The following is a 20,231-nucleotide window of genomic DNA, read 5'->3' on the forward strand; positions in this document are numbered from 1 at the left end:
CCCGCTCGAACGTATGTTCTAATGGCCCCATGAGGTGGAGCGGGCAGTCGATCGGCACGGCCGACGAGGCCGCGCTGCCCGGGCTCGTCAAGCTCACCGACCTGGTGCGGACGGTGCGCACGCCGGAGTTCGAGGGCATCACCTTCTACGAGGTGCTCGCGAAGTCGGCGCTCAACCGCGTGCACACCTCCTCGAAGATGCCGTTCGGCTGGAGCATCAACCCGATGCGCGGCTGCACCCACGCCTGCACCTACTGCTTCGCCCGGCCCACGCACGAGTACCTCGAGTTCGACGGCGGCCGCGACTTCGACTCGCAGATCGTCGTGAAGGTGAACGTCGCCGAGGTCCTCACCCGGGAGCTCGCGAAGCCGAGCTGGGAGCGGCACCCCGTGGCACTCGGCACCAACACCGATCCGTACCAGCGCGCCGAGGGCCGCTACCGGCTGATGCCGGGCATCATCGCCGCGCTCGCCGCCTCGGGCACCCCGATCTCGATCCTCACGAAGGGCTCGCTGCTGCGGCGAGACCTGCCGCTGCTCCGCGAGGCCGCCGAGCACGTCCCGGTCGACCTCGGAGTGTCGATCGCCGTCTACGACGAGGGCCTCCAGCGCTCCGTCGAGCCGGGTGCGCCGACCGCGGCGGCGAGGCTGGCGACGGTCACCGCGGCACGGGAGGCCGGCTTCGACTGCTCGGTGTTCCTGATGCCGATCCTGCCGTTCCTCACCGACACACGGGCGCACCTCGACGAGTCGCTCCGGGCCTGCCGCGAGGCGGGCGCCAGCACGATCATGTACTCGACCCTCTATCTCAAGCCCGGGGTGAAGGAGTGGTTCCTGCAGTGGCTCGGGCAGGAGCACCCCGAGCTGGTCGACAAGTACCGAGCGCTCTACCCGGGCCGCGACGCCTACGCGCCTCTCGAGTACCGGCGCTGGCTCTCCGCGCGCATCCGCCCGCTGATGCGCGCGCACGGGCTCGAGCGCGGCGAGGAGGACCCGGCCACCGGCTCCGTCAAGTCCTCCGCCCTGAATTCGCTCGGGACGCTGCGGACCCTCGGCGGCGAGCGGCGCTCCCTCCAGCACGACGGGCTGCTGGTCGGGGAGCTCGGGCCGGAGCGCGCCGCGATCCTGCCCGGCGTCGGGCAGCCGACGCTGTTCTGAGCCGGGGGCGGGCCCGGCCGCGGCTAGGATCGTCCGCATGGTCACCCGCTCCGGTGAGCCCTCGGGCTCCTCCGCCCGGAGCGCCCGCGACGCGGCACCCCGTGCGGTCCGGCTCGGCCTGCTCGACCCGCGCGAGGACCTGCTCGCGGCGACGAGCGCGTGGATCCGCACCCACGCCCCGGACTTCGAGGTCGTCGTGGCCGCCTCCACCTGGCACGACCTGGTGACGAGCGATGTCTTCCCCACCCAGGTGGTCGTGATGGACGTCGAGCTGCGCGAGCCGATCTCGATCGAGGCGCGGATCCGGACCTGCCGGGCGGCCGGAGCCGCGGTCGTGGCGCTCTCCGCGAGCGAGGACGACGAGGTCCGCGAGCGCGCCCTGAAGGCCGGAGCGGTGCGGCACCTGGCGAAGTCGCGCCCGCTCGCCGAGGTGATGGAGCAGACCCGCGCCGCTCTCGAGATGCGCTCGGCCGACGTCTCGTCCGCGCAGTGGCGGCCCCTGCCGTCCGGAGTCGCGGCGCAGCAGCGCCCACGGCTCAGCGCCGGCGAGCTGGAGGCGCTGCGCCTCTACGCGTCCGGATCGAGCACCCCCGAGGTCGCCGCCAAGATGAACGTGCAGTTCGAGACCGCGAAGACCTACCTGCAGCGCGTGCGCCGCAAGTACGTCGCCGTCGGCAGGCCCGCGAGCCGCCGGGCCGATCTGATCCGCCGCGCCGGCGAGGACGGGTTCCTCCCGTGACCGGCCCCTGCTCACCCCGGGGGCCCCGCCTCCGGACCCGCCCCGAGGAGACCTGATGGCCAAGCTGTACTTCCGCTACGGAGCGATGAACAGCGGGAAGAGCACGTCGCTCCTGCAGGCCGCGCACAACTACGAGGAGCGCGGGCACCGGGTGCTGCTGGCCAAGCCGGCCGTCGACACGAAGGGCGAGGAGCTGATCGTGTCGCGGCTCGGCGTGACCCGTCCGGTGGACATCCTGTTCGAGCCCGACGGGGACCCGGTGGCCGTCTTCACCGCGGCCCGGGCCCGCGTCCTGGCCGAGTCGAAGCGCGACGTGAGCGCTCTGCTCGTCGACGAGGCGCAGTTCCTGCCGGAGTCGCACGTCGACGATCTGCTCCGGATCGCCATCCTCGAGAACGTGCCCGTCCTGGCGTACGGCATCCGCACGGACTTCCGCACCGCCGCGTTCCCGGGCAGCAGGCGGCTCCTGGAGATCGCCCACAGCCTCGAGGAGCTGAAGACGATCTGCCGGTGCGGGCGCAAAGCGATCTTCAACGGGCGCGTCGTGGACGGCCGCTTCGTCTTCGACGGCGATCAGGTCGCGATCGACGGAACGGCGGTCACCTACGAGTCGCTGTGCGGCGCGTGCTACCTCCAGGAGAGCCGCGGCCGGCTCCGCGGCTGACCGGTCGAGCGTTCCTCACCGGTGCGACACCCCTCCGAAACGAGGAAGTGGGTAGCCTGACGACGTGACAACACCGGAAACGGAATTACGCCTTTCGAAGCAGCAGGAAAGGTCGGGGGAAACGATGACGGCGCAAGGGGCACCGCTGAGGCGTCGGCCGTCGTGGGAGCAGGACTACCGGCGACGGCTGCTCATCACGGACGTCGTCGCGATCGTCCTCTCCGTCTTCGGCACGCAGCTCTTCTGGTTCGACCTGAACCTGAACTCGGATCTGGGGTTCAAGAACCCCGCCGACATCGCGGTCAGCTACACCTGGGTGTCCGTCGCCCTGTCGGTCGGCTGGCTCCTCGCCCTCCAGGTCTTCGACACGCGCGACCGCCGGATCGTCGGCACCGGCTACGTCGAGTACCGCCGCGTCGTCGACGCCTCCATCTGGCTCTTCGGCATCGTCGCGATCATCGCCTACCTGCTCCAGATCCTGCTCGCGCGCGGCTACATCATCACGGCGTTCCCCGCCGGGATCGTGCTGATCTGCGTCGGCCGCCTGGTCTGGCGCTCCTGGCTCACCCGGCAGCGCCGGGCGGGCCGCTTCTCGAGCCAGGTCGTGCTCCTCGGCTCCCGCGCGAGCGTCCTGCACACCGCGCGCGAGCTGCGTCGCGGCACCGAGGCCGGCTACAAGCTCGTCGGCGCCGTCTCGACCTCGGTCGGCGGTGCGGACGCGCTGCGGAGCGAGCAGGAGCTCTCGGGCCTCGCGGTCCACGGGTTCACCGGGATCGACGGCGTCCGCGCCGTGATGGACGCCACCGGCGCCGACACGGTGGTCGTCACGAGCTCCGACGAGCTGGCGCCGCAGCGGATCCGCGAGCTGAGCTGGACGCTCGAGCCCGGGCGCGAGCACCTCGTCGTGGCGCCGAGCCTCACCGACATCGGCGGTCCGCGCATCCACACCCGCCCCGTCGCGGGCCTTCCGCTGATCCACGTCGAGACCCCGCGCTTCGACGGCCGCCAGCGGTTCGCCAAGCGGCTCTTCGACATCCTCGCGTCGACCATGCTGATCATCCTCAGCGCGCCGGTGCTCGTCGTCGTCGCCGTGCTGGTCAAGGTCACCAGCCCCGGGCCCGTGCTCTTCCGGCAGGAGCGCATCGGCCTGAACGGCGCGACCTTCGAGATGCTGAAGTTCCGCTCGATGGTCGTCGACGCGGAGGCGCGACTGGCGGCTCTCGCGTCGCAGCAGCGTGCGGAGGGGAACTCGATCCTCTTCAAGATGGCGAAGGACCCGCGCGTCACCCGGGTGGGTGCGATCCTCCGGCGCTTCAGCCTCGACGAGCTGCCCCAGTTCCTGAACGTCTTCCGCGGCGACATGTCCCTGATCGGCCCCCGCCCGCCGCTGGCCCGCGAGGTCGAGCAGTACGAGGAGCACGTGCACCGCCGCTTCCTGATGAAGCCGGGCATCACCGGGCTCTGGCAGGTCAGCGGACGCTCGAACCTCTCGTGGGAGGACACCGTCCGCCTCGACCTGTACTACGTCGAGAACTGGTCGATGACCGGCGACATCGTCATCCTCTTCAAGACCGCGCGCGCCGTCCTCGCCCGCGACGGGGCGTACTGATCGCCGGGGGGAGGGGCGCCGAGCCCCGCACCCTGTCCGTCTCGGTCCTCGAGACCCCGTTCCGCGTGGTCTTCGGACGCGGCGTCGGCGACGAGGACGCGGCGCGGATCGCCGACAGCTGGGCCGCCTGCGCGTCCGAGCCCGACGCGGGAGCACGCGACGTCCTCGCCGAGGTGGGGCACGATCCCTCCGTCCCGGTCGACGGCTCGCCCCGGGTCTCGAGCGCCACGCTCGCGCAACTCGAGGAGTCCCTGACCTCGACCCTGACCCTCGAGGCGATCGGCGCCAGGCGCGCCGACCTGCTGATGCTCCACGCCTGCGGGATCTCCGACGAGTCCGGCCGCGTGCTGGCCTTCGTCGCCGCCTCCGGGACCGGCAAGACCACCATCGCCCGGACGCTCGGGTCCCGCTTCGGCTACGTCACCGACGAGACGGTCGGCGTGACCCCGGAGGGGCGCGTCCTGCCCTATCCCAAGCCGCTGTCGGTGAAGCCGCTGACCGGATCGGCGCCGAAGGCGCAGCTGGCCCCCGGGTCGCTCGCCCTCCGACCGGTCCCGGAGGCGCCCCTGCGTCTGGCGGGCGTCCTCCTGCTCGAGCGCCGCGACGGCGTCAGGACGCCCTTCCTCGAGCACGTCGACCCGGTCGACGCGATCGAGGATCTGGTGCCGCAGACCTCGTACCTCTCGGCCCGACCGCGGCCGATCGCCGATCTCGTCCGCACCCTCTCGGCGCGGGGCGGCGTCCGGCGACTGGTCTACTCCGAGGCCGCGAGCGTGGTGCACCTGGTCGAGGAGGTCTTCGCGTCCCTCGGCGCCGAGGCCCCGTCCGCCTGGTCCGAGGTGGTCTCCGTGCCGCTCGACGCCGTGGGCGAGGCCCTGCCCGGCACCGTCCTGCGCGCCCCTGCGGACGACGCGGTGGAGCTCCCCGGCGGCGAGCTGCTCGTGTTCTGCGGCGGCACCCTCGTGCGCCTCTCCGGCATCGGCCCGACGATCTGGCGGCACGCCGGCCAGGGATCCGATCTGCCCGGTCTCGTCGCCGCAGTGCTCGAGGAGGCGGGCCCGCCGCCCGCCGGCGTCGATGCGGCGGCGGTCGTCGAGTCCGCCCTGGTCGAGCTCGAGGGCCTCGGAGTGATCACGAGAGGGACTCCGCCGCAGCCCACCCCCGACGGGTGGCACGGTTGACGCGCCTGGCGCCGAGGGCGCGGAAGCGCTGTGTCAGAATTCGGAAGAACCCGTCTCCGGCGCCCGCCGCGTGATCCGTACCAGCGAAGGAAATCTGACTCTGTGGAACTTCGAGACGTCCTCCGGCTGCTGCGCGACCACTGGATCCCGATCGTCGCGGCGATCCTCCTCGGCACTCTCGTCGCCTTCGGCTGGTCGCTGACGCAGAAGCCGCGGTACGTCGCCGACTCGCAGGGCCTCGTCTCCGTCGCCACCACCGGTGCCGACGACAGCCAGGCGATCTACACGCAGCAGATCGCGCAGTCCGTCGCCAAGTCGAGCCTCGCCACCTACGTCCCGATCGCCACCTCGCGCGACGTGGCGCAGATCGCGATCGACAGCCTCGGCCTCGACGTCTCGCCCGCCACGCTGATCTCGGCGATCGCGGTGCAGGCCGACACGGTCGCCCCGGTGATGAAGGTCAGCGCCACCGCCTCCACCCCCGAGGGCGCGCAGAAGCTCGCCGACGCCTGGGTCGCGGCCATCGCCACCAAGGTGCAGCAGGTCAACCAGGAGACGGGCGTCGGCGACACGGTCTCCCTCACCGTCCTGCAGACCGCGGCGCTCCCGTCCTCGCCGGCGTTCCCGAACCTGCGCCTCGTCCTCGCGGTCGGCGCGCTCGCGGGCCTCGTCCTCGGCCTCGTCTACGCGTTCGTCCGCAACACGCTGGACCGGCGCATCCGCACCGCCGAGATGGTCGAGCGCCTGTTCGACCTCCCCGTGGTCGGCACCCTCCCCGTCGACAAGCGCCTCAGCGAGACCAACCGCATCGTCCCCGAGGCCGACACGACCGACTACATCAAGGCCGACGGCAAGCACGCACTCGCCGAGGCGCTGCGCGAGCTCCGCACGAACCTGCAGTTCATGAACATCGACAGCCCGCCGCGCATCATCGTCGTGACGAGCCCGCTGCCCTCGGACGGCAAGTCGACGGTGACCGCGAACCTCGCGGTGACGCTCGCCGCCTCCGGCCAGCGGACCGTCGTCGTCGACGGCGACCTCCGCAAGCCCACCGTCGCCAAGTCGTTCGGCCTCGTTCCCGGCGTCGGCCTGACCGACCTGCTGATCGGCAAGGCGGAGCTGCAGGACGTCCTGCAGCCGTGGGGCCCGTCCGGCAACCTCTGGGTGCTCGGGGCCGGGTCGATCCCGCCGAACCCGTCCGAGCTGCTCGGCTCCAACGGCATGGACATCCTCCTGCACGAGATCGCCCGTGAGGCGATCGTGATCGTCGATGCGCCGCCGCTCCTGCCCGTCACGGACGGCGCCATCCTCACCGCCCGCACCGACGGAGCGCTCGTGGTCATCTCCGCGGGCAGGACGACGACCGACGAGCTCGGCAAGGCGATCCAGAACCTCGAGCGGGTCAGTGGCCACACCCTCGGCGTGATCCTCAACCGCGTGCCCGCGCGCGGCCAGGTCGGCCGGGGCTACGGCTACTACTACACGAGCTACTACGGCTCCGAGCGATCGGGTGCCCGCCCGGACACGGCCGTCGAGCCCGAGCCCGCGTCGACCTCGGCCTGAGCGCCCCGCGATGATCTTCCCGGGAGACGACTCCGCCCGCCCCGCCCGCCGGAGCTGGCGACCGGACGAACCGGTCGCCGCCTCCGCCGCGCCCGTCTTCACCGTGCTCTCGGTCTGCACCGGCAACATCTGCCGGTCGCCGATGGCGGAGCAGCTGCTGCGCGCCGCACTCGCCGATGCGACCTCGCCCGCGGGAGGTCCGCTCTTCGCGTTCACGAGCGCCGGAGTGAGGACGCGCGACGGACTGCCGATGGACCCGGTCTCGGCCCGCTTCTCGGCTCAGCACGGGGGAGATCCGGCCGCGCACACGAGCGCGGTGCTCGGCGACGCGATCGTCGGCGACGCCGACCTCCTGCTCACGATGACGCGCGACCACCTGGTCGACGCCTCCCGGCGCTTCCCGTCGCTCCTCCTCCGCGGCTTCACGCTGCTCGAGTTCGCCCGCGTGCTGCCGTTCGTGCTGCGGGAGGTGCCGCTGCCGACGGTCGAGGACCCCGCCGCGCGGCTCCGCGCCGTCGTGCGGCTCGCCGCCGCCCACCGCGGGCGCGCCCCGCGGGGCGAGGGCGGCGACGACATCGAGGACCCGATCGGCCGCAGCGAGGCCGTGCACGAGCGCGTGGCGGCGCAGATCGCGGCGGCTGTCGCCGACGTCTCCCGTGATCTGAGAGCATTGGCGCGGCGGTAGTCGCGCGTCCGCGGGCGCGCTGACGCCTCGCCGCATCGCATCGCTCCTCCTCACCGTCGCGACCGCGACACGAACCCGCCACGATTCGGAGAACCCCTGTGAAGCTTTCTGTCATCGGCTGCGGCTACCTCGGTGCCGTCCACGCTGCCGCCATGGCCGAGCTCGGCCACGACGTCATCGGCATCGACGTCGACCAGAAGAAGATCGACGCCCTGGCCGCCGGCACCGCGCCGTTCTTCGAGCCCGGCCTCCCGGAGCTGCTGTCCTCCGGCGTCGCCTCCGGGCGTCTGCGCTTCTCGACCGACATGGCCGACGCCGCCGGTGCGGCCGTGCACTTCGTCGCCGTCGGCACCCCGCAGAAGCCGGGCGAGAACGCCGCGGACATGACCTACGTCGACTCGGCGATCGACGGTCTCCTGCCCTACCTCGAGGCGGACTCCCTCGTCGTCGGCAAGTCGACCGTCCCCGTCGGCACCGCCGCCCGCCTGGCCGACCGCATCGCCTCCTCCGGTGCGACCCTCGCCTGGAACCCCGAGTTCCTCCGCGAGGGCTTCGCCGTCAAGGACACGATCAGCCCCGACCGGCTCGTCTACGGCGTGCCCGCGGGCGAGGCTGGAGCAGCGGCGAAGGCGACCCTCGACGAGGTCTACGCGACGGCGCTCGCGGCCGAGACCCCACTCGTGGTCACCGACTACGCCACCGCCGAGCTGGTGAAGGTCTCGGCCAACGCCTTCCTCGCGACCAAGATCTCGTTCATCAACGCGATCGCCGAGATCGCGGAGGTCACCGGCGCGGACGTCACGCAGCTCGCCGACGCGATCGGCTACGACGTGCGGATCGGCCGCCGCTTCCTGAACGCGGGCATCGGCTTCGGAGGCGGCTGCCTCCCGAAGGACATCCGCGCCTTCTCTGCCCGCGCCGACGAGCTCGGCGTCGGCGAGTCCGTCGCCTTCCTCAAGGAGGTCGACGCGATCAACCTGCGTCGCCGCCAGCGCGTCGTCGACCTCGTCACCGAGGGCCTGGGCGGCTCCGTCGAGGGCCGCCGCATCGCGGTGCTCGGTCTGGCGTTCAAGCCGGAGTCGGACGACATCCGCGACTCGCCGTCGCTCGACGTCGCCGCGCGCCTGCACGACCTCGGTGCGACCGTGGTCGCGACCGACCCCGAGGCGATCGAGAACTCGCGCCGCCGCTACCCCGAGATCACCTACACGACCGACGTCGACGAGGCGCTGGCCGGTGCCGACGCCGTGGTCGTCGTGACGGAGTGGAAGCAGTTCCGCGCCCTCGACCCCGCGGCCACGGCGGCGAAGGTGGCCAACACCTTCCTCGTCGACGGTCGCAACTGCCTCGACCCCGCCGCCTGGCGTGCGGCCGGCTGGGAGTACCGCGGCCTCGGCCGCTGACGCGGCAGAGCCGTCGTCTCAGCGGACGCGGCTCGGCTGATCCGCCACGACGCCGGAGGTGCCGCGGAGGGGGATGTGCGCGAAGGCGTCGTCCCACTCCGCCGCCCTCCGGCGTCGTCGTGCGCGGACGACCATCCGGAGCAGGACGCCGGCGACCGCGCCGAGGAGGGCGCCGGAGGTGTTCATCACGACATCGTCGACGGTCGCGAAGCGCGCCGAGAGGAAGAGCAACTGGCCCGCCTCGATCAGCGAGCTCACGACGGCGCCGACGGCGACGGCGACCCACGCCCTCCGGAGCCGCAGGTTGAGGGCCAGGAGCAGCCCCAGGGGCACGAACAGGGCGATGTTGGCGGTCGACTCGATGAACGCGTAGTCGACCATCGGGAGGCCGTGCCGGGCGAACCAGGAGGTCACTCGGCCGAGATCCCCCCGCACTCCCGCATCGACGGGCGTCGGCCAGAAGGCGATCGCTGCGAGCGCGACCACGTAGGGCACGCCGATGGCGAGGGTGAGGCGGGTGAGCGACCGGGTCACGGTGCTCCTCTCGTCGGTCGTCGGGCGGGGGCGGCGACGACGGCGGAAGAACAGTCTCGCTCCCGGCTGCTGGGATCGGGCCGGGAGGCGCGGGGGAGTGGGCTGGAGGCACGCCCGTGCGCAGGACGCTCGGGACGCCGACAGGGGTGCTCGAGCCGGAGAGCGCGGGGCGGTGATCGCGCCGGCTCCGTCGTCGACCGGGCTCCGGCCCGGGCGAGCATCCGCCTGCGGGCGAGCCCCGCCACAGCAGAATTCCGAGAACGCCCCGGGAACGACGAAGCCCGGCCGGATCATCGATCCTGGCCGGGCTTCTCACCGGTCGGGGTAGCGGGATTCGAACCCACGACCTCCTCGTCCCGAACGAGGCGCGCTACCAAGCTGCGCCACACCCCGGTGTGCTCATCACGGAGAACCGCTCACGAGCCTCGACAATAGTAGCCGATTTCCGGACCGCCGTCGGACACCCCTTGTCAGGCCGCCGGAGTGAGCGTGACGAGGGTCACCTCGGGCCGGCAGGCGAAGCGCACCGGTGCGTAGATCGAGGTGCCGACTCCGGCGGACACGTTGAGGTACGAGCTGCGCAGTCCGTTGTCCCACGTCGTCGAGCCGGCGACCTTGTCGCGCGGGATGTCGCAGTTGGTGACGAGGGCGCCGAAGCCCGGGACGCAGACCTGCCCGCCGTGCGTGTGCCCGGCGAGGATCACCTCGGCGCCGCGGGCGACGAAGTCGTCGAGGATGCGCTGGTAGGGCGCGTGCGCCACGCCGATGCTGACCCCGGCCGGTCCGTCCTCCGCGCCGCGCAGCTCGTCCACGGCTCCGGCGACGAGGTCGATGCGGTCGAGGCCGATGTGCGGGTCGTCGACGCCGAAGAACTCGATGCGCGTCCCCTTCACCGTGATGCTCTCGGCGCGGTTGTTGAGGTCCACCCAGCCGAGCCCGTCCGAGAAGAAGCCGGTCAGCCCGTCGGTGTCGAGATCGGCCTCGTGCTGCTTGGGGTTCTTGGAGGGGCCGACGAAGTAGCGGAGCGGGTTCTTGATCCGAGGGCCGAAGTAGTCGTTGGATCCGTTGACGAAGGCGCCGGGGATCCCGGCGAAGGGCTCCAGGGCCCGGCGGATGCCGAGCACGCCGTCGCGGTGGCCGAGGTTGTCGCCGGTGTCGACCACGACGTCGGGCGCCAGGGCGAGGAGCGAGCGGATCCACTCCTGCTTCTTCGTCTGCCACGGGGCCATGTGCAGGTCCGACACGTGCAGGACGCGGATCGGCTCGGAACCGGCGGGCAGCACCGGGAACGACGTGCGCCGGACGGTGAACAGCGTCCGCTCGACGCCGATGCCCCAGGCCGCGGCGACGGCTCCGGCCGCGGCGACGGTCGCGAGGGCGGTGGTGAGGGGGCGACGGGTGCGTCCGGTCATGGGTCCTTCTCTCGCACGTCGGCCGCGAGCGCGGCCGCGTTCATTCTGCCGGACGCTCCCTCGGGAGCAGCCGGGGGTGCGGGGGCTCAGCCCGCGCGGGGCGGGGCGCCCGGTCCGGCGCTGATCTGCAGGGTGATCTCCGCGCCCCGGGAGACGCGCGACCCGGCGGGCGGGTTCGTCTGCGCGACCGTCCCTGCCGGGCGGTCGGAGGGGACCGGAGAAGTGTCGACGCGGACCGTGAAGCCGACGGAGCGCAGGCGTGAGGCCGCCGCAGAGGGGCTCTGGCCGGTGACCTGGGGCACGGCCTCCTGCGGAGCGTCGACGAGCGAGCGGACCGGAGCCGGGAACGCCGTCCCGCCGTACTTGGCGTCGGCGATGCGCATGATGCGCGGCCAGATCTGGTGGCGCACCTGACCGGCGTTCACCCGGTTGAGACTGAACCCGCGCATGGAGGTGAAGCCGGTCACGTTGCCGACCCAGGTGGCGGTGGCGACCTCGGTGCTCGCGCCGACCATCCACGTGTGCAGCGCGTCGTCCGTGGTGCCGGTCTTGCCGATGTGCGGCACCCCGGTGCGGGGGTTGGAGGGGGCGCCGGTGCCGCCCGTCACCACCTGCTGCAGGGCGTAGCCGGCGGTCGCGGCCACCTCCTCGGACATCCCCTGGCTGCACTCGGAGGCGGGCGGCGCGACGTCCGCGCCCGTGCGGTCGACGATGCGGTCGATCGCGATGGGCGTGCAGACGGTGCCCTTGTTCGCGAAGCCGGCGAAGGCCGTGGCCATCGTGAGCGGAGCGATCTCGTTGGTGCCGAGGATGGTCGGCGCGAGCTTCTGCAGCTCGGTCCCGTCGGCACGGTGCACGCCCATCGCCAGCGCCGTGTTGCGGATGCCGCAGAGGTCCAGCTGCTGGGCCATGGCGGCGAACGAGGTGTTGATCGAGCCGGTCGTGGCCTGCAGGGCCGTGGTCACTCCTCCGTTGCCGCCCTCGTCGTTCCCGGGGTTCCAGGACTCGCCGTAGTAGACGCCGTCGGGCTCGCAGCTGTCACGGAAGGTCGTGTAGGCGCGGCGGGTGCCGTCGACGCTCTCGCCGAGCGAGTGCCCCTCCTGCAGCCACTCCGCGAGGGTGAACACCTTGTAGGTCGAGCCGACCTGGAATCCCGAGGAGCCGCCGTACCCGAAGTCGGTGTTGTAGTTGACGCTCGTGTAGTTGGGGCCCGTCAGGTCCGGATCGTTGGAGTAGTCCTTGTTCTGGGTCATCGCGAGGATGCGGCCGGTGCCGACCTCGACCGAGACGCTCGCGCTGCCGATGTTCACGTTCGCCATCGACTTGGGCACCCAGTCGTCGGTGGCCGAGACGGCGGCCTGCTGCAGGTCGGAGTCGAGGGTCGTGTAGATCCGGTAGCCGCCGCGCTTGAAGGTGGCGTCGCGCTCGTCCTGACTCGCACCGAACGCGTCGTCGTTCTTGATGACCCAGGTGACGTAGTCGCAGAAGAAGGCCGCGACTCCGGCCGTCTGGCAGCCGGTGCTCGGCTCGGTGATGTCCGGCGTCACGGGCTCGGCGACGGCCGCCTGCGCCTGCTCGGACGTCACCTTCGACTCGAGGTCCATGCGGGTCACGATGTAGTCGCGCCGGTCCCGGGTCTGCGGGTAGCCCTCCGCGGCGGGGTTCGCCGGGTCGCCGGGCCGGTCGAAGCGGAACTTCTCGGGGTTGTTCACGATCGCGACGAGCGCGGCGGACTGCGCGAGCGAGAGGTCCTTCGCGCTCACTCCGAAGTAGTAGCGGGCGGCCGCCTCGACGCCGTAGACGGTGCCGCCGAACAGGGCGATGTTGAGGTAGCCCAGCAGGATGTCGTTCTTCGGGTACTCCTTCTCGAGCCCGATGGCGAGCCGCATCTCGGCGACCTTGCGCTCCGGAGTGGTCTCCGTGGCCTCGCGGTAGGCCGCGTCGCGCTCGATCGGATCGCTGAGCGCCTCCGCCTTCTGCACGAGCACGTTCTTGACGTACTGCTGCGTGATGGAGGAGCCGCCCTGGACGTCCCCGCCCATGGCCGTCGTCGCGGCCGCGCGGACGGTGCCGAGCAGATCGATGCCGCCGTGCTCGTAGAAGCGGGGGTCCTCGGAGGCGACCACGGCGTCCTTCACGAACGGCGAGATCTCGTCCCAGCCCACCTCGACGCGGTTCTGGGCGTAGAAGGAGGCGAGCAGCACGTCGCCGCCGGAGGAGTCCTTCGCGTACACGTCGCTCTTCTCGGCGAGCGTGCCGATCTCGAGGTACTCGGGGAGGTTGTCGAACATCTCCACCGTGTTGCCGGCGGCCATGCCGCTCAGCGCGATCGCCGGCGTCACCGAGGCGGCCACCAGGACTCCCGCGACGACGCTCATGGCGACGATGCCGATCAGACCGCCGACGGCGCCCCCGATGGTCTTCACGACTCTGGTCCCGCCCTGCCCCGACATAGAATCAGCGTAGTCGCCGCGCTCGGACGAGCCGCGGCGCTCATCCCGCCGACGCGCGGCGGTCAGCAGTCGTCCCGCACCGGCCGCACCCGAGGAGAGCCATGTCCGTCCCGCGCTGGGAGTACATCACCACCCCGCTGATGATCCACAACACCACGGCGATCCTGAACACCTGGGGATCCGAGGGCTGGGAGCTGGTCCAGATCGTGACCGGTCCCGAGGGCGGCCTCGTCGCGTACCTCAAGCGCCCCGTCGCCGAGGCCGGCGCGTGATCGCCGAGCGTCTCGCGGAGCTCGGCGTCGAGCTGCCCGCCGTGGCGGTCCCCGCCGGCGCCTACGTCCCCGCCGTCGTGCACGGCGGCCTCGTCTACACGGCCGGGCAGATCCCCTTCGTCGACGGCGCTCTGCCGCTGGTCGGCAAGGTCGGCGCCGAGGTGTCGCCCGAGCAGGCGAAGGAGCTGGCCCGCACCTGCGCCCTCAACGCGCTCGCGGCCGTCGCCGACGCGATCGGATCGCTCGACCGGGTGACGCGGATCGTGAAGCTCACCGGCTTCGTCGCGTCCGCCTCCGGCTTCACCGGGCAGCCCGGCGTGATCAACGGCGCCTCGGAGCTGCTCGGCGACGTGTTCGGCGAGCCCGGCCGTCACGCGCGCTCGGCCGTCGGGGTGGCGGAGCTGCCCCTCGGCGCTCCCGTCGAGGTCGAGCTGATCGTCGCCTTCGACTGACGCACCGCCCCCTCCGGCCCACGCGGCGGGAGGGGGCGGCGCCCGGTCAGTCCGCGGCGATCGCGGAGGAGATCACCGCCATCACCTGCGTGTCCGCGAGCGTCGTCGTGTCGCCCACGGCACGTCCCTCCGCCACGTCGCGCAGCAGCCGGCGCATGATCTTCCCCGAGCGGGTCTTGGGCAGCTCCTGCACCACGAAGATCCGCTTCGGGCGGGCGATCGCGCCGATGTGCTCGGCGACGTGCGCCTTCAGGGTTGCCTCGAGCTCGTCATGTCCGTGGGCCAGCGCCTCGGCCTGGCTCGCCTTCGCGATCACGAACGCGACCACGGCCTGGCCGGTGGTCTCGTCCGCGGCTCCCACGACGGCCGCCTCGGCGACGACCGGGTGCGAGACGAGGGCCGACTCGATCTCGGCCGTCGAGAGGCGGTGGCCGGAGACGTTCATCACGTCGTCCACGCGCCCCAGGAGCCAGAGGTCGCCGTCCTGGTCGCGACGCGCTCCGTCACCCGCGAAGTAGCGGTCGCCGAACTTCGACCAGTAGGTCTCGACGTAGCGCTCCGGGTCGCCCCAGATGCCGCGCAGCATCGCCGGCCAGGGCTCGGTGATCACGAGCAGTCCGCCCTCGTCGGCGCCGACCGGCGTCCCGGAGTCGTCGACCACGTCGATCGAGATCCCCGGCAGAGCGACCTGCGCGGACCCGGGCTTGAGAGTCGTCACCCCGGGCAGGGGGGACACCATCATCGCGCCGGTCTCGGTCTGCCACCACGTGTCGACGATGGGGGTGCGGCCGCCTCCGATGACGTCGCGGTACCAGACCCACGCCTCCGGGTTGATCGGCTCGCCGACCGATCCGAGCAGGCGCAGGCTCGAGAGGTCGAAGCGCTGCGGGATCTGCCGGCCGAGCTTCATGAAGGAGCGGATCGCCGTGGGCGCCGCGTAGAGGATCGTCACGCCGTGCTTCTCGACGATCTCCCACCAGCGGCCGGGATGCGGGCTGTCCGGAGTGCCCTCGTACATCACCTGGGTGGCGCCGTTGGCGAGCGGGCCGTAGACGACGTAGCTGTGCCCGGTGATCCAGCCCACGTCCGCGGTCGACCAGTAGACGTCCGACTCGGGGTGCAGGTCGAAGACCGCGCGGTGCGTGAAAGCGACCTGGGTGAGGTACCCGCCGCTGGTGTGCAGGATGCCCTTGGGCTTCCCGGTCGTGCCGCTCGTGTAGAGGATGAAGAGGGGCTGCTCGGCGGGGAACGGCTTGGCGACGTGGTCGGCGTCGACCGCCACGATCTCCTCGTGCCACCAGAGGTCGCGCCCCTCGTGCCAGGCGACCTCGTTGCCTCCGCGGCGCACGACCAGGACGTGCTGGACGCTGGACTCGCCGCCGAGGGCGAGCGCGGCGTCGACCGCCGGCTTCAGGGGCGAGACGGCGCCCTTGCGCCAGCCGCCGTCGGCGGTGATGACGAGTGTCGCCTCCGCGTCGTCGATGCGCGCGCGCAGGCTCTCGGCGCTGAAGCCGCCGAAGACGACGGAGTGGACCGCCCCCAGCCGGGCGACGGCCAGCATCGCGATGACCGCCTCCGGGATCATGGGCAGGTAGATCGCGACGCGGTCGCCGGCGCGGACGCCGAGGCTCGTGAGCAGGTTCGCGGCGCGCTTCACCTCGGCGGTGAGCTCGGCGTAGGTGATCGAGCGGGAGTCGCCGGGCTCGCCCTCCCAGTGCAGGGCGACGCGGTCGCCGTGGCCGGCCAGGACGTGGCGGTCGAGGCAGTTGTAGGCCACGTTCAGCTCACCGTCGTCGAACCACTTCGCGAACGGGGGCTCGCTCCAGTCGAGCGTGCGCGTGAACGGCCGGTGCCAGTGCAGGAGCTCTCGGCTCCGGTCGGCCCAGAAGGCGAGGCGGTCGGCCGCGGCCTCGTCGTAGAGCGCGGCGGTCGCGACCGCTCCGGCGGCGAGATCGGCCGGCGGCGGGAACCGGCGGGTCTCGTGGAGGAGGTTGTCGATGGCGTTCCGGTCGGCGGCCGGGGCGTCGGGGGGAGTGGACATCTGCGATTCGCTCCTTCGCGAGTGAGACGTTCGCCGGCCCGCGCGGTCGGCGTCGCACCACCGTAGCGCCCGCCTCCGGCGGGGATCGCTGCGCGCCGCAAGCTGGGTGCGGGGCGGGTGTCGGATAAGAGTCCGCAGAGAACAGGATCCGGGCTTGGCGAATCGCGATCCGTCCCCTACAGTTGCATACGGCCGAATGAACTTCGGCCCAGCGGCGCAAGTGATTCCCCCCAATCCAGCGCCGCCGAGGCGGCACCCGTTCCCCCCAATGGGTGCCGCCCCCTTCTTCCCGCCGGATCCGGCGGAGGGACGCCCCCGCTCGAGCCCTGCTCGCGGGGGCGTTTCCGCGTTGCCGGGACGTCTCCTCGTCGACTGGGCTTCTCTGCGCCGTGGGGCCCCTCCTCGGAGCGGCTCCCTGCCCAGAGCCCCGGGCCGCCCCTGCGCGCGCGTCCGGCCCGGGTCGTTCCTCCACAGGCGCCGACGCGGGCGTCTCTCCTCCGATCGGGCAGGGAGCGCCCCGGCGCGCGGAACGGGCTCCTAGCGTGCCGGGATGACTCGCGACTTCGTCCCCCTCGTCCCCGCCGAGCACCGCCGCGACCCGCTGCCGGTGCGGCCCGCCGCCGCCGGTCTCGGGCTGCTCGCGCCGCACGCCGCGGATCCCGCGGTGACCGACCTCTTCGTGAACGGCGGCGGGGGCCTCTGGATCGACCGGGGCGGTGGTGCGGAGCGGGTTCCGGAGTGGACGCTCGACGCCGCCGGAGCACGGCGGCTGGCCGTCGCGCTGGTCGCGGCCGGTGGACGGCACGTCGACGAGGCGAGCCCGTGCGTGGACGTCAGGCTCCGCCACGGGGTCCGCGTGCACGTCGTGCTGCCGCCGGTGGCGACCGGGGGAGCGCTCGTGTCGGTGCGGGTGCCGCGGTCGGACTCCTGGACGCTCGGGGAGCTGCAGGCGGCCGGGATGCTGGACGACGACGGAGTGCGGCTTCTGCGCCGGGCGGTCCGCGAGCGGTGGAACCTGCTGATCACGGGAGCCGGTGGATCAGGCAAGACCACCCTGCTCGGCGCCCTGCTCGGGTGCGCGGCGCCGACCGAGCGGATCGTCGCCATCGAGGACGTCGGCGAGCTCCGGCCCGCGCATCCGCACGTCGTCTCGCTCGAGGCGCGGCAGCCCAACCTCGAGGGCGCCGGTGCCGTGGGCCTGGACCGGCTCGTGCGGGAGGCGCTGCGGATGCGTCCGGACCGCCTGGTCCTCGGCGAGTGCCGCGGCGTCGAGCTGCGCGAGCTGCTGTCCGCGCTGAACACCGGGCACGACGGCGGTGCGGGGACCCTCCACGCGAACTCCCTCGAGGACGTGCCCGCGCGTCTCGAGGCGCTCGGGGTCCTCGCGGGACTCGGGCCCGAGGCGATCGCCCGCCAGACGGTCAGCGCGATCGACCTGGTGCTCCACCTCGAGCGCCGCGACGGGCGGCGGCGGCTGGCGGCATCCGGGACGTTCGCGCTCGACGCGGCCGGCCGCCTGAGGGTCGAGGACGGGTCGCTCCCGAGCGCCTCGACGTCGAGCGCGTGACGGGCCGCGACGGGCTGGACGAGGTCGCGGCCGTCGTGCACCGACTGGCCGTCCTCCTCGCGGCGGGAGTGGCTCCCGCGTCGGCCCTCGGGCATCTCGCGGGGGCGGAGGGGGCGGACAGCGGGGACGCGCGGCGGCGGCGACTGCTCCGGGCGGTGTCGGAGGAGGCCGGCCGCGGGGGCGACGTGACGGAGGCGCTGCTGCGCGGGACGCCGGTTTCGCGGCGGAGCGGCTCGGAGCGGAAGCGGCCGCGACGGCGAGCGCCGGACACCGGTGAGGCGACCGCGTGGGCGGCGCTGGCCGCCGCGTGGCGGGTGGCCGCCGACTCCGGCGCGCCGGTCGCCGCCGCTCTCGGCGAGCTGGCGGAGTCCCTGCGCGAGCTGGCGCGCGCCCGCCGGGACATCGAGGTGGCTCTGGCCGGTCCCTCCGCCACCGGGAGGGTCGTGAGCGCTCTGCCGCTGGCGGCGCTGGGTCTGGGGGCACTGCTGGGCTTCGACGTGGTCGGCGTGCTCCTCGGGACGGTGCCCGGTGCGGTCTGCCTGGTGGGGGGAGCCGGGTTGATGGCGGCCGCGCACGCGTGGACGCGGCGCCTCGTCCGAAGCGCGGCCCCGGCCGATCCGGCGCCCGGGCTCGCGCTCGACCTCCTCTCGGTGGCGCTGGCCGGTGGCGGCTCGATCGAGTCGTCGCGCGCCCGGGTCGTGGCGGCGCTCGCCGAGTGCGGGCTCGACTCGGGCGAGCGCGTGCTCTCCGACGCGGACCCGGTGCTCGCCCTCTCCGCGGCAGCGGGCGTGCCGGCCGGACGCCTGCTCCGGAGCGAGGCGGCTCTGGTCCGGGCACGGGCGTCCTCCGGGGCGCGGGAGCGAGCCGCTCGGCTCGGCGTGACCCTGATGCTGCCGCTCGGGATCTGCGTGCTGCCGGCGTTCCTGCTGCTCGGAGTGGCTCCGATGGTCGTCTCGGTGCTGCTCTCGACGTTCTCGGTGGCGGCGTGACGCGGTCGACCGCTCCTCCACAGGGGCGGGATCGGGAGGCGTCTCCACGGATCGGCCGGAGGGCCGATCGGCGGGATCGGGAGTCCGCGATCCTCGGAGGAGGGGCACGGAGCGGGGCGGAACGGAGCAGGACGGATGAGAAGTGACACGGCGATCAGCGGCGGGGGAGTCTCCCGGAGTCGAGGACTCGGTAGGAGCAGGGATGCGGGAAGTGGTGTGCCCGGAACGAGCCGGGGCTCGAGGAGCGGCGGAGGTGCGGCGTCCGGCGGAGGAACGGGCATCGACGTCTCCGCGGGGCGCGTCGAGTGGCGCCGACCCGGGTGGGGAGGTCTCGGCGCTCTGGGCGACGAGGAGGGGTCGGCGACGGCGGAGTACGCGATCGCGACGATGGCCGCGGTCGGCTTCGCCGGGCTGCTGGTGGTCATCCTCAAGGGCGACGAGGTGCGGAGCATCCTGACCGACCTGGTGACCCGCGCGCTCACCGCGGCGGGATGAGAGGCCTCCCGCAGCTGCGCGGGCGGCTCGTCCAGGAGGAGGGCTCGGCCACGGCCGAGCTCGCGCTCGTGCTCCCGGCGGTGGTCGCGGTGCTGGCGCTGTGCCTGGGGTCGGTGGCGGCCTCGGCGCAGTACGTCCGGCTCGTCGACGCGGCCGCCGACGCGGCCCGGTCCGCGGCCCGGGGCGACGACCCCCGCGCGCCGCTCGCCCGGGTGACGGGGGCGTCGCTCACGGCGGGGGAGCAGGACGGACTGGTCTGCGTCGACGTCGCGGCCCGGCTGCGCCCGCTCCCGGCGGTCTCGCTCCCGGTCTCGGTCCGGTCCTGCGCGCTGGGCGGGGGCGGGTGATCCGCCGGCTCCCCGGGGCTGTCCGCGACCGGGAGGAGGGCTCGGCCGCGGTCGTGTCGATCGGAGTCGTCGCGGGCACGATCCTGGTGACGGCCGCCGTGCTCGCCGGCTGCGCAGGAGTCGTCGGGCACCAGCGAGCCGTCGCCGCCGCGGACGCCTCGTCCCTGGCAGCGGCCGACGTCGCCTCCGGCCTGCTGGCCGGGGATCCGTGCGGACGTGCCGCCGCCGTGGCCCGCGCGAACGGCGCCGAGCTCGTCCTCTGCGACGTCGACGGCGGCGTCGCGAGAACGGAGGCGGCCGTCGCCGCGGGTCCGCTCTCCCTCACGGTGCGGTCGAGGGCCGGCCCGCCGCCCTGAGGGCGGAGGCAGCAGCGGGAGTCGCCCGGACCGAGGTGCGGACGACTCCCGCTGGAGCGCGTCAGTCGGAGGAGAGGCGCTGGTACCGGTACGCGGCGGCGGTCGGCAGGGCGCCCGCGCCCTCGTCGTGCTCGAGGCCGCCGGCGAGGAGGTAGATGTAGCGGGAGCCCGCCCTCGCCCCGGGGATCTCGAGGCGTGCGGCGGGGGCCTGATCGTCGCCGTATCCCCGGCGGAGGGTCTTGCCCTCCAGCGGTCCGTCGAGGAGCTTGGCCGTGTAGGCGGAAGTCGTGGTGGTGTGCGTCGTTGCCATGC

At 73.0% G+C, this 20,231-nt stretch carries 20 protein-coding genes and 1 tRNA gene; 15 read left to right on the top strand and 6 right to left on the bottom strand.

Annotated elements, in window-relative coordinates; all coding sequences use genetic code 11:
* Positions 1-29 precede the first annotated feature (29 nt).
* The 8 genes from GSU40_RS04870 to GSU40_RS04905 all read left to right on the top strand — a co-directional run bounded on the left by GSU40_RS04870 (position 30) and on the right by GSU40_RS04905 (position 9,001).
* Positions 30-1,157 carry an Rv2578c family radical SAM protein gene (locus GSU40_RS04870; RefSeq protein ID WP_104222165.1) on the top strand — a complete coding sequence of 376 codons (1,128 nt, stop codon included), beginning with the start codon at positions 30-32 and terminating at the stop codon, positions 1,155-1,157.
* Between the two features lie 37 nt (positions 1,158-1,194).
* A complete protein-coding gene (locus GSU40_RS04875) occupies positions 1,195-1,896 on the top strand; it encodes a response regulator transcription factor (RefSeq protein ID WP_104237728.1) in 702 nt (233 codons plus the stop codon).
* Between the two features lie 55 nt (positions 1,897-1,951).
* Entirely contained in the window at positions 1,952-2,560 is a 609-nt protein-coding gene (locus GSU40_RS04880) for a thymidine kinase (RefSeq protein WP_104227256.1), read from the top strand.
* Between the two features lie 124 nt (positions 2,561-2,684).
* Positions 2,685-4,169 carry a sugar transferase gene (locus GSU40_RS04885; protein ID WP_104222171.1) on the top strand — a complete coding sequence of 495 codons (1,485 nt, stop codon included), beginning with the start codon at positions 2,685-2,687 and terminating at the stop codon, positions 4,167-4,169.
* Positions 4,170-4,234: 65 nt separating this feature from the next.
* Complete coding sequence (locus GSU40_RS04890) at positions 4,235-5,350, top strand: hypothetical protein (protein ID WP_160033912.1); 1,116 nt, start codon at positions 4,235-4,237, stop codon at positions 5,348-5,350.
* 102 nt (positions 5,351-5,452) lie between these two features.
* Positions 5,453-6,913: a polysaccharide biosynthesis tyrosine autokinase gene (locus GSU40_RS04895; protein WP_159939611.1), complete on the top strand. Its 1,461-nt coding sequence runs from the start codon at positions 5,453-5,455 to the stop codon at positions 6,911-6,913.
* Positions 6,914-6,923: 10 nt separating this feature from the next.
* Positions 6,924-7,598: a low molecular weight phosphatase family protein gene (locus tag GSU40_RS04900; RefSeq protein ID WP_104227254.1), complete on the top strand. Its 675-nt coding sequence runs from the start codon at positions 6,924-6,926 to the stop codon at positions 7,596-7,598.
* Positions 7,599-7,696: 98 nt separating this feature from the next.
* Positions 7,697-9,001: a UDP-glucose/GDP-mannose dehydrogenase family protein gene (locus tag GSU40_RS04905; protein WP_104222179.1), complete on the top strand. Its 1,305-nt coding sequence runs from the start codon at positions 7,697-7,699 to the stop codon at positions 8,999-9,001.
* Between the two features lie 18 nt (positions 9,002-9,019).
* Here the strand turns inward: GSU40_RS04905 and GSU40_RS17045 are convergent, their stop codons facing one another.
* The 4 genes from GSU40_RS17045 to GSU40_RS04925 form a co-directional block, all read right to left on the bottom strand.
* A complete protein-coding gene (locus tag GSU40_RS17045; RefSeq protein ID WP_244229599.1) occupies positions 9,020-9,535 on the bottom strand; it encodes a VanZ family protein in 516 nt (171 codons plus the stop codon).
* A gap of 319 nt (positions 9,536-9,854) precedes the next feature.
* A tRNA-Pro gene (locus GSU40_RS04915) sits at positions 9,855-9,928 on the bottom strand.
* A gap of 77 nt (positions 9,929-10,005) precedes the next feature.
* Entirely contained in the window at positions 10,006-10,947 is a 942-nt protein-coding gene (locus GSU40_RS04920) for a metallophosphoesterase (RefSeq protein ID WP_104222183.1), read from the bottom strand.
* An 86-nt stretch (positions 10,948-11,033) separates the two neighbouring features.
* On the bottom strand, positions 11,034-13,400 hold the full coding sequence (locus GSU40_RS04925) for a transglycosylase domain-containing protein (RefSeq protein WP_160033914.1): 2,367 nt from the start codon (positions 13,398-13,400) through the stop codon (positions 11,034-11,036).
* 101 nt (positions 13,401-13,501) lie between these two features.
* On the opposite strand from GSU40_RS04925, the gene GSU40_RS16865 reads away from it, so the two are divergent.
* Entirely contained in the window at positions 13,502-13,672 is a 171-nt protein-coding gene (locus tag GSU40_RS16865) for a hypothetical protein (RefSeq protein WP_164861113.1), read from the top strand.
* Positions 13,669-14,124 (top strand): RidA family protein, encoded by a 456-nt coding sequence (locus GSU40_RS04930; RefSeq protein ID WP_208543361.1) that lies wholly within the window; start codon positions 13,669-13,671, stop codon positions 14,122-14,124. The genes GSU40_RS16865 and GSU40_RS04930 overlap by 4 nt, the downstream gene beginning before the upstream one ends.
* A 46-nt stretch (positions 14,125-14,170) precedes the next feature.
* Here GSU40_RS04930 and acs read toward each other — a convergent pair whose 3' ends face one another.
* On the bottom strand, positions 14,171-16,165 hold the full coding sequence (gene acs / locus GSU40_RS04935; RefSeq protein ID WP_104233737.1) for an acetate--CoA ligase: 1,995 nt from the start codon (positions 16,163-16,165) through the stop codon (positions 14,171-14,173).
* Between the two features lie 550 nt (positions 16,166-16,715).
* On the opposite strand from acs, the gene GSU40_RS04940 reads away from it, so the two are divergent.
* From GSU40_RS04940 to GSU40_RS04960, 5 genes are all read left to right on the top strand, one after another.
* Entirely contained in the window at positions 16,716-17,732 is a 1,017-nt protein-coding gene (locus tag GSU40_RS04940) for a TadA family conjugal transfer-associated ATPase (protein WP_160033916.1), read from the top strand.
* Complete coding sequence (locus GSU40_RS04945; RefSeq protein WP_104227249.1) at positions 17,729-18,721, top strand: type II secretion system F family protein; 993 nt, start codon at positions 17,729-17,731, stop codon at positions 18,719-18,721. The genes GSU40_RS04940 and GSU40_RS04945 overlap by 4 nt, the downstream gene beginning before the upstream one ends.
* 216 nt (positions 18,722-18,937) lie before the next feature.
* A complete protein-coding gene (locus tag GSU40_RS04950) occupies positions 18,938-19,216 on the top strand; it encodes a DUF4244 domain-containing protein (RefSeq protein ID WP_244229600.1) in 279 nt (92 codons plus the stop codon).
* Positions 19,213-19,563, top strand: coding sequence for a TadE family type IV pilus minor pilin (locus tag GSU40_RS04955; protein ID WP_160033918.1), 351 nt, complete (start codon positions 19,213-19,215; stop codon positions 19,561-19,563). Before GSU40_RS04950 ends, GSU40_RS04955 begins: the two co-directional genes overlap by 4 nt.
* Positions 19,560-19,919, top strand: coding sequence for an Rv3654c family TadE-like protein (locus tag GSU40_RS04960; protein WP_208543362.1), 360 nt, complete (start codon positions 19,560-19,562; stop codon positions 19,917-19,919). The genes GSU40_RS04955 and GSU40_RS04960 overlap by 4 nt, the downstream gene beginning before the upstream one ends.
* Positions 19,920-19,980: 61 nt before the next feature.
* Here GSU40_RS04960 and GSU40_RS04965 read toward each other — a convergent pair whose 3' ends face one another.
* A complete protein-coding gene (locus GSU40_RS04965) occupies positions 19,981-20,229 on the bottom strand; it encodes a hypothetical protein (RefSeq protein ID WP_104222197.1) in 249 nt (82 codons plus the stop codon).
* Positions 20,230-20,231 lie beyond the last annotated feature (2 nt).

The sequence above is a fragment of the Rathayibacter sp. VKM Ac-2805 genome (genome assembly GCF_009834265.1).
GTDB lineage: Bacteria > Actinomycetota > Actinomycetes > Actinomycetales > Microbacteriaceae > Rathayibacter.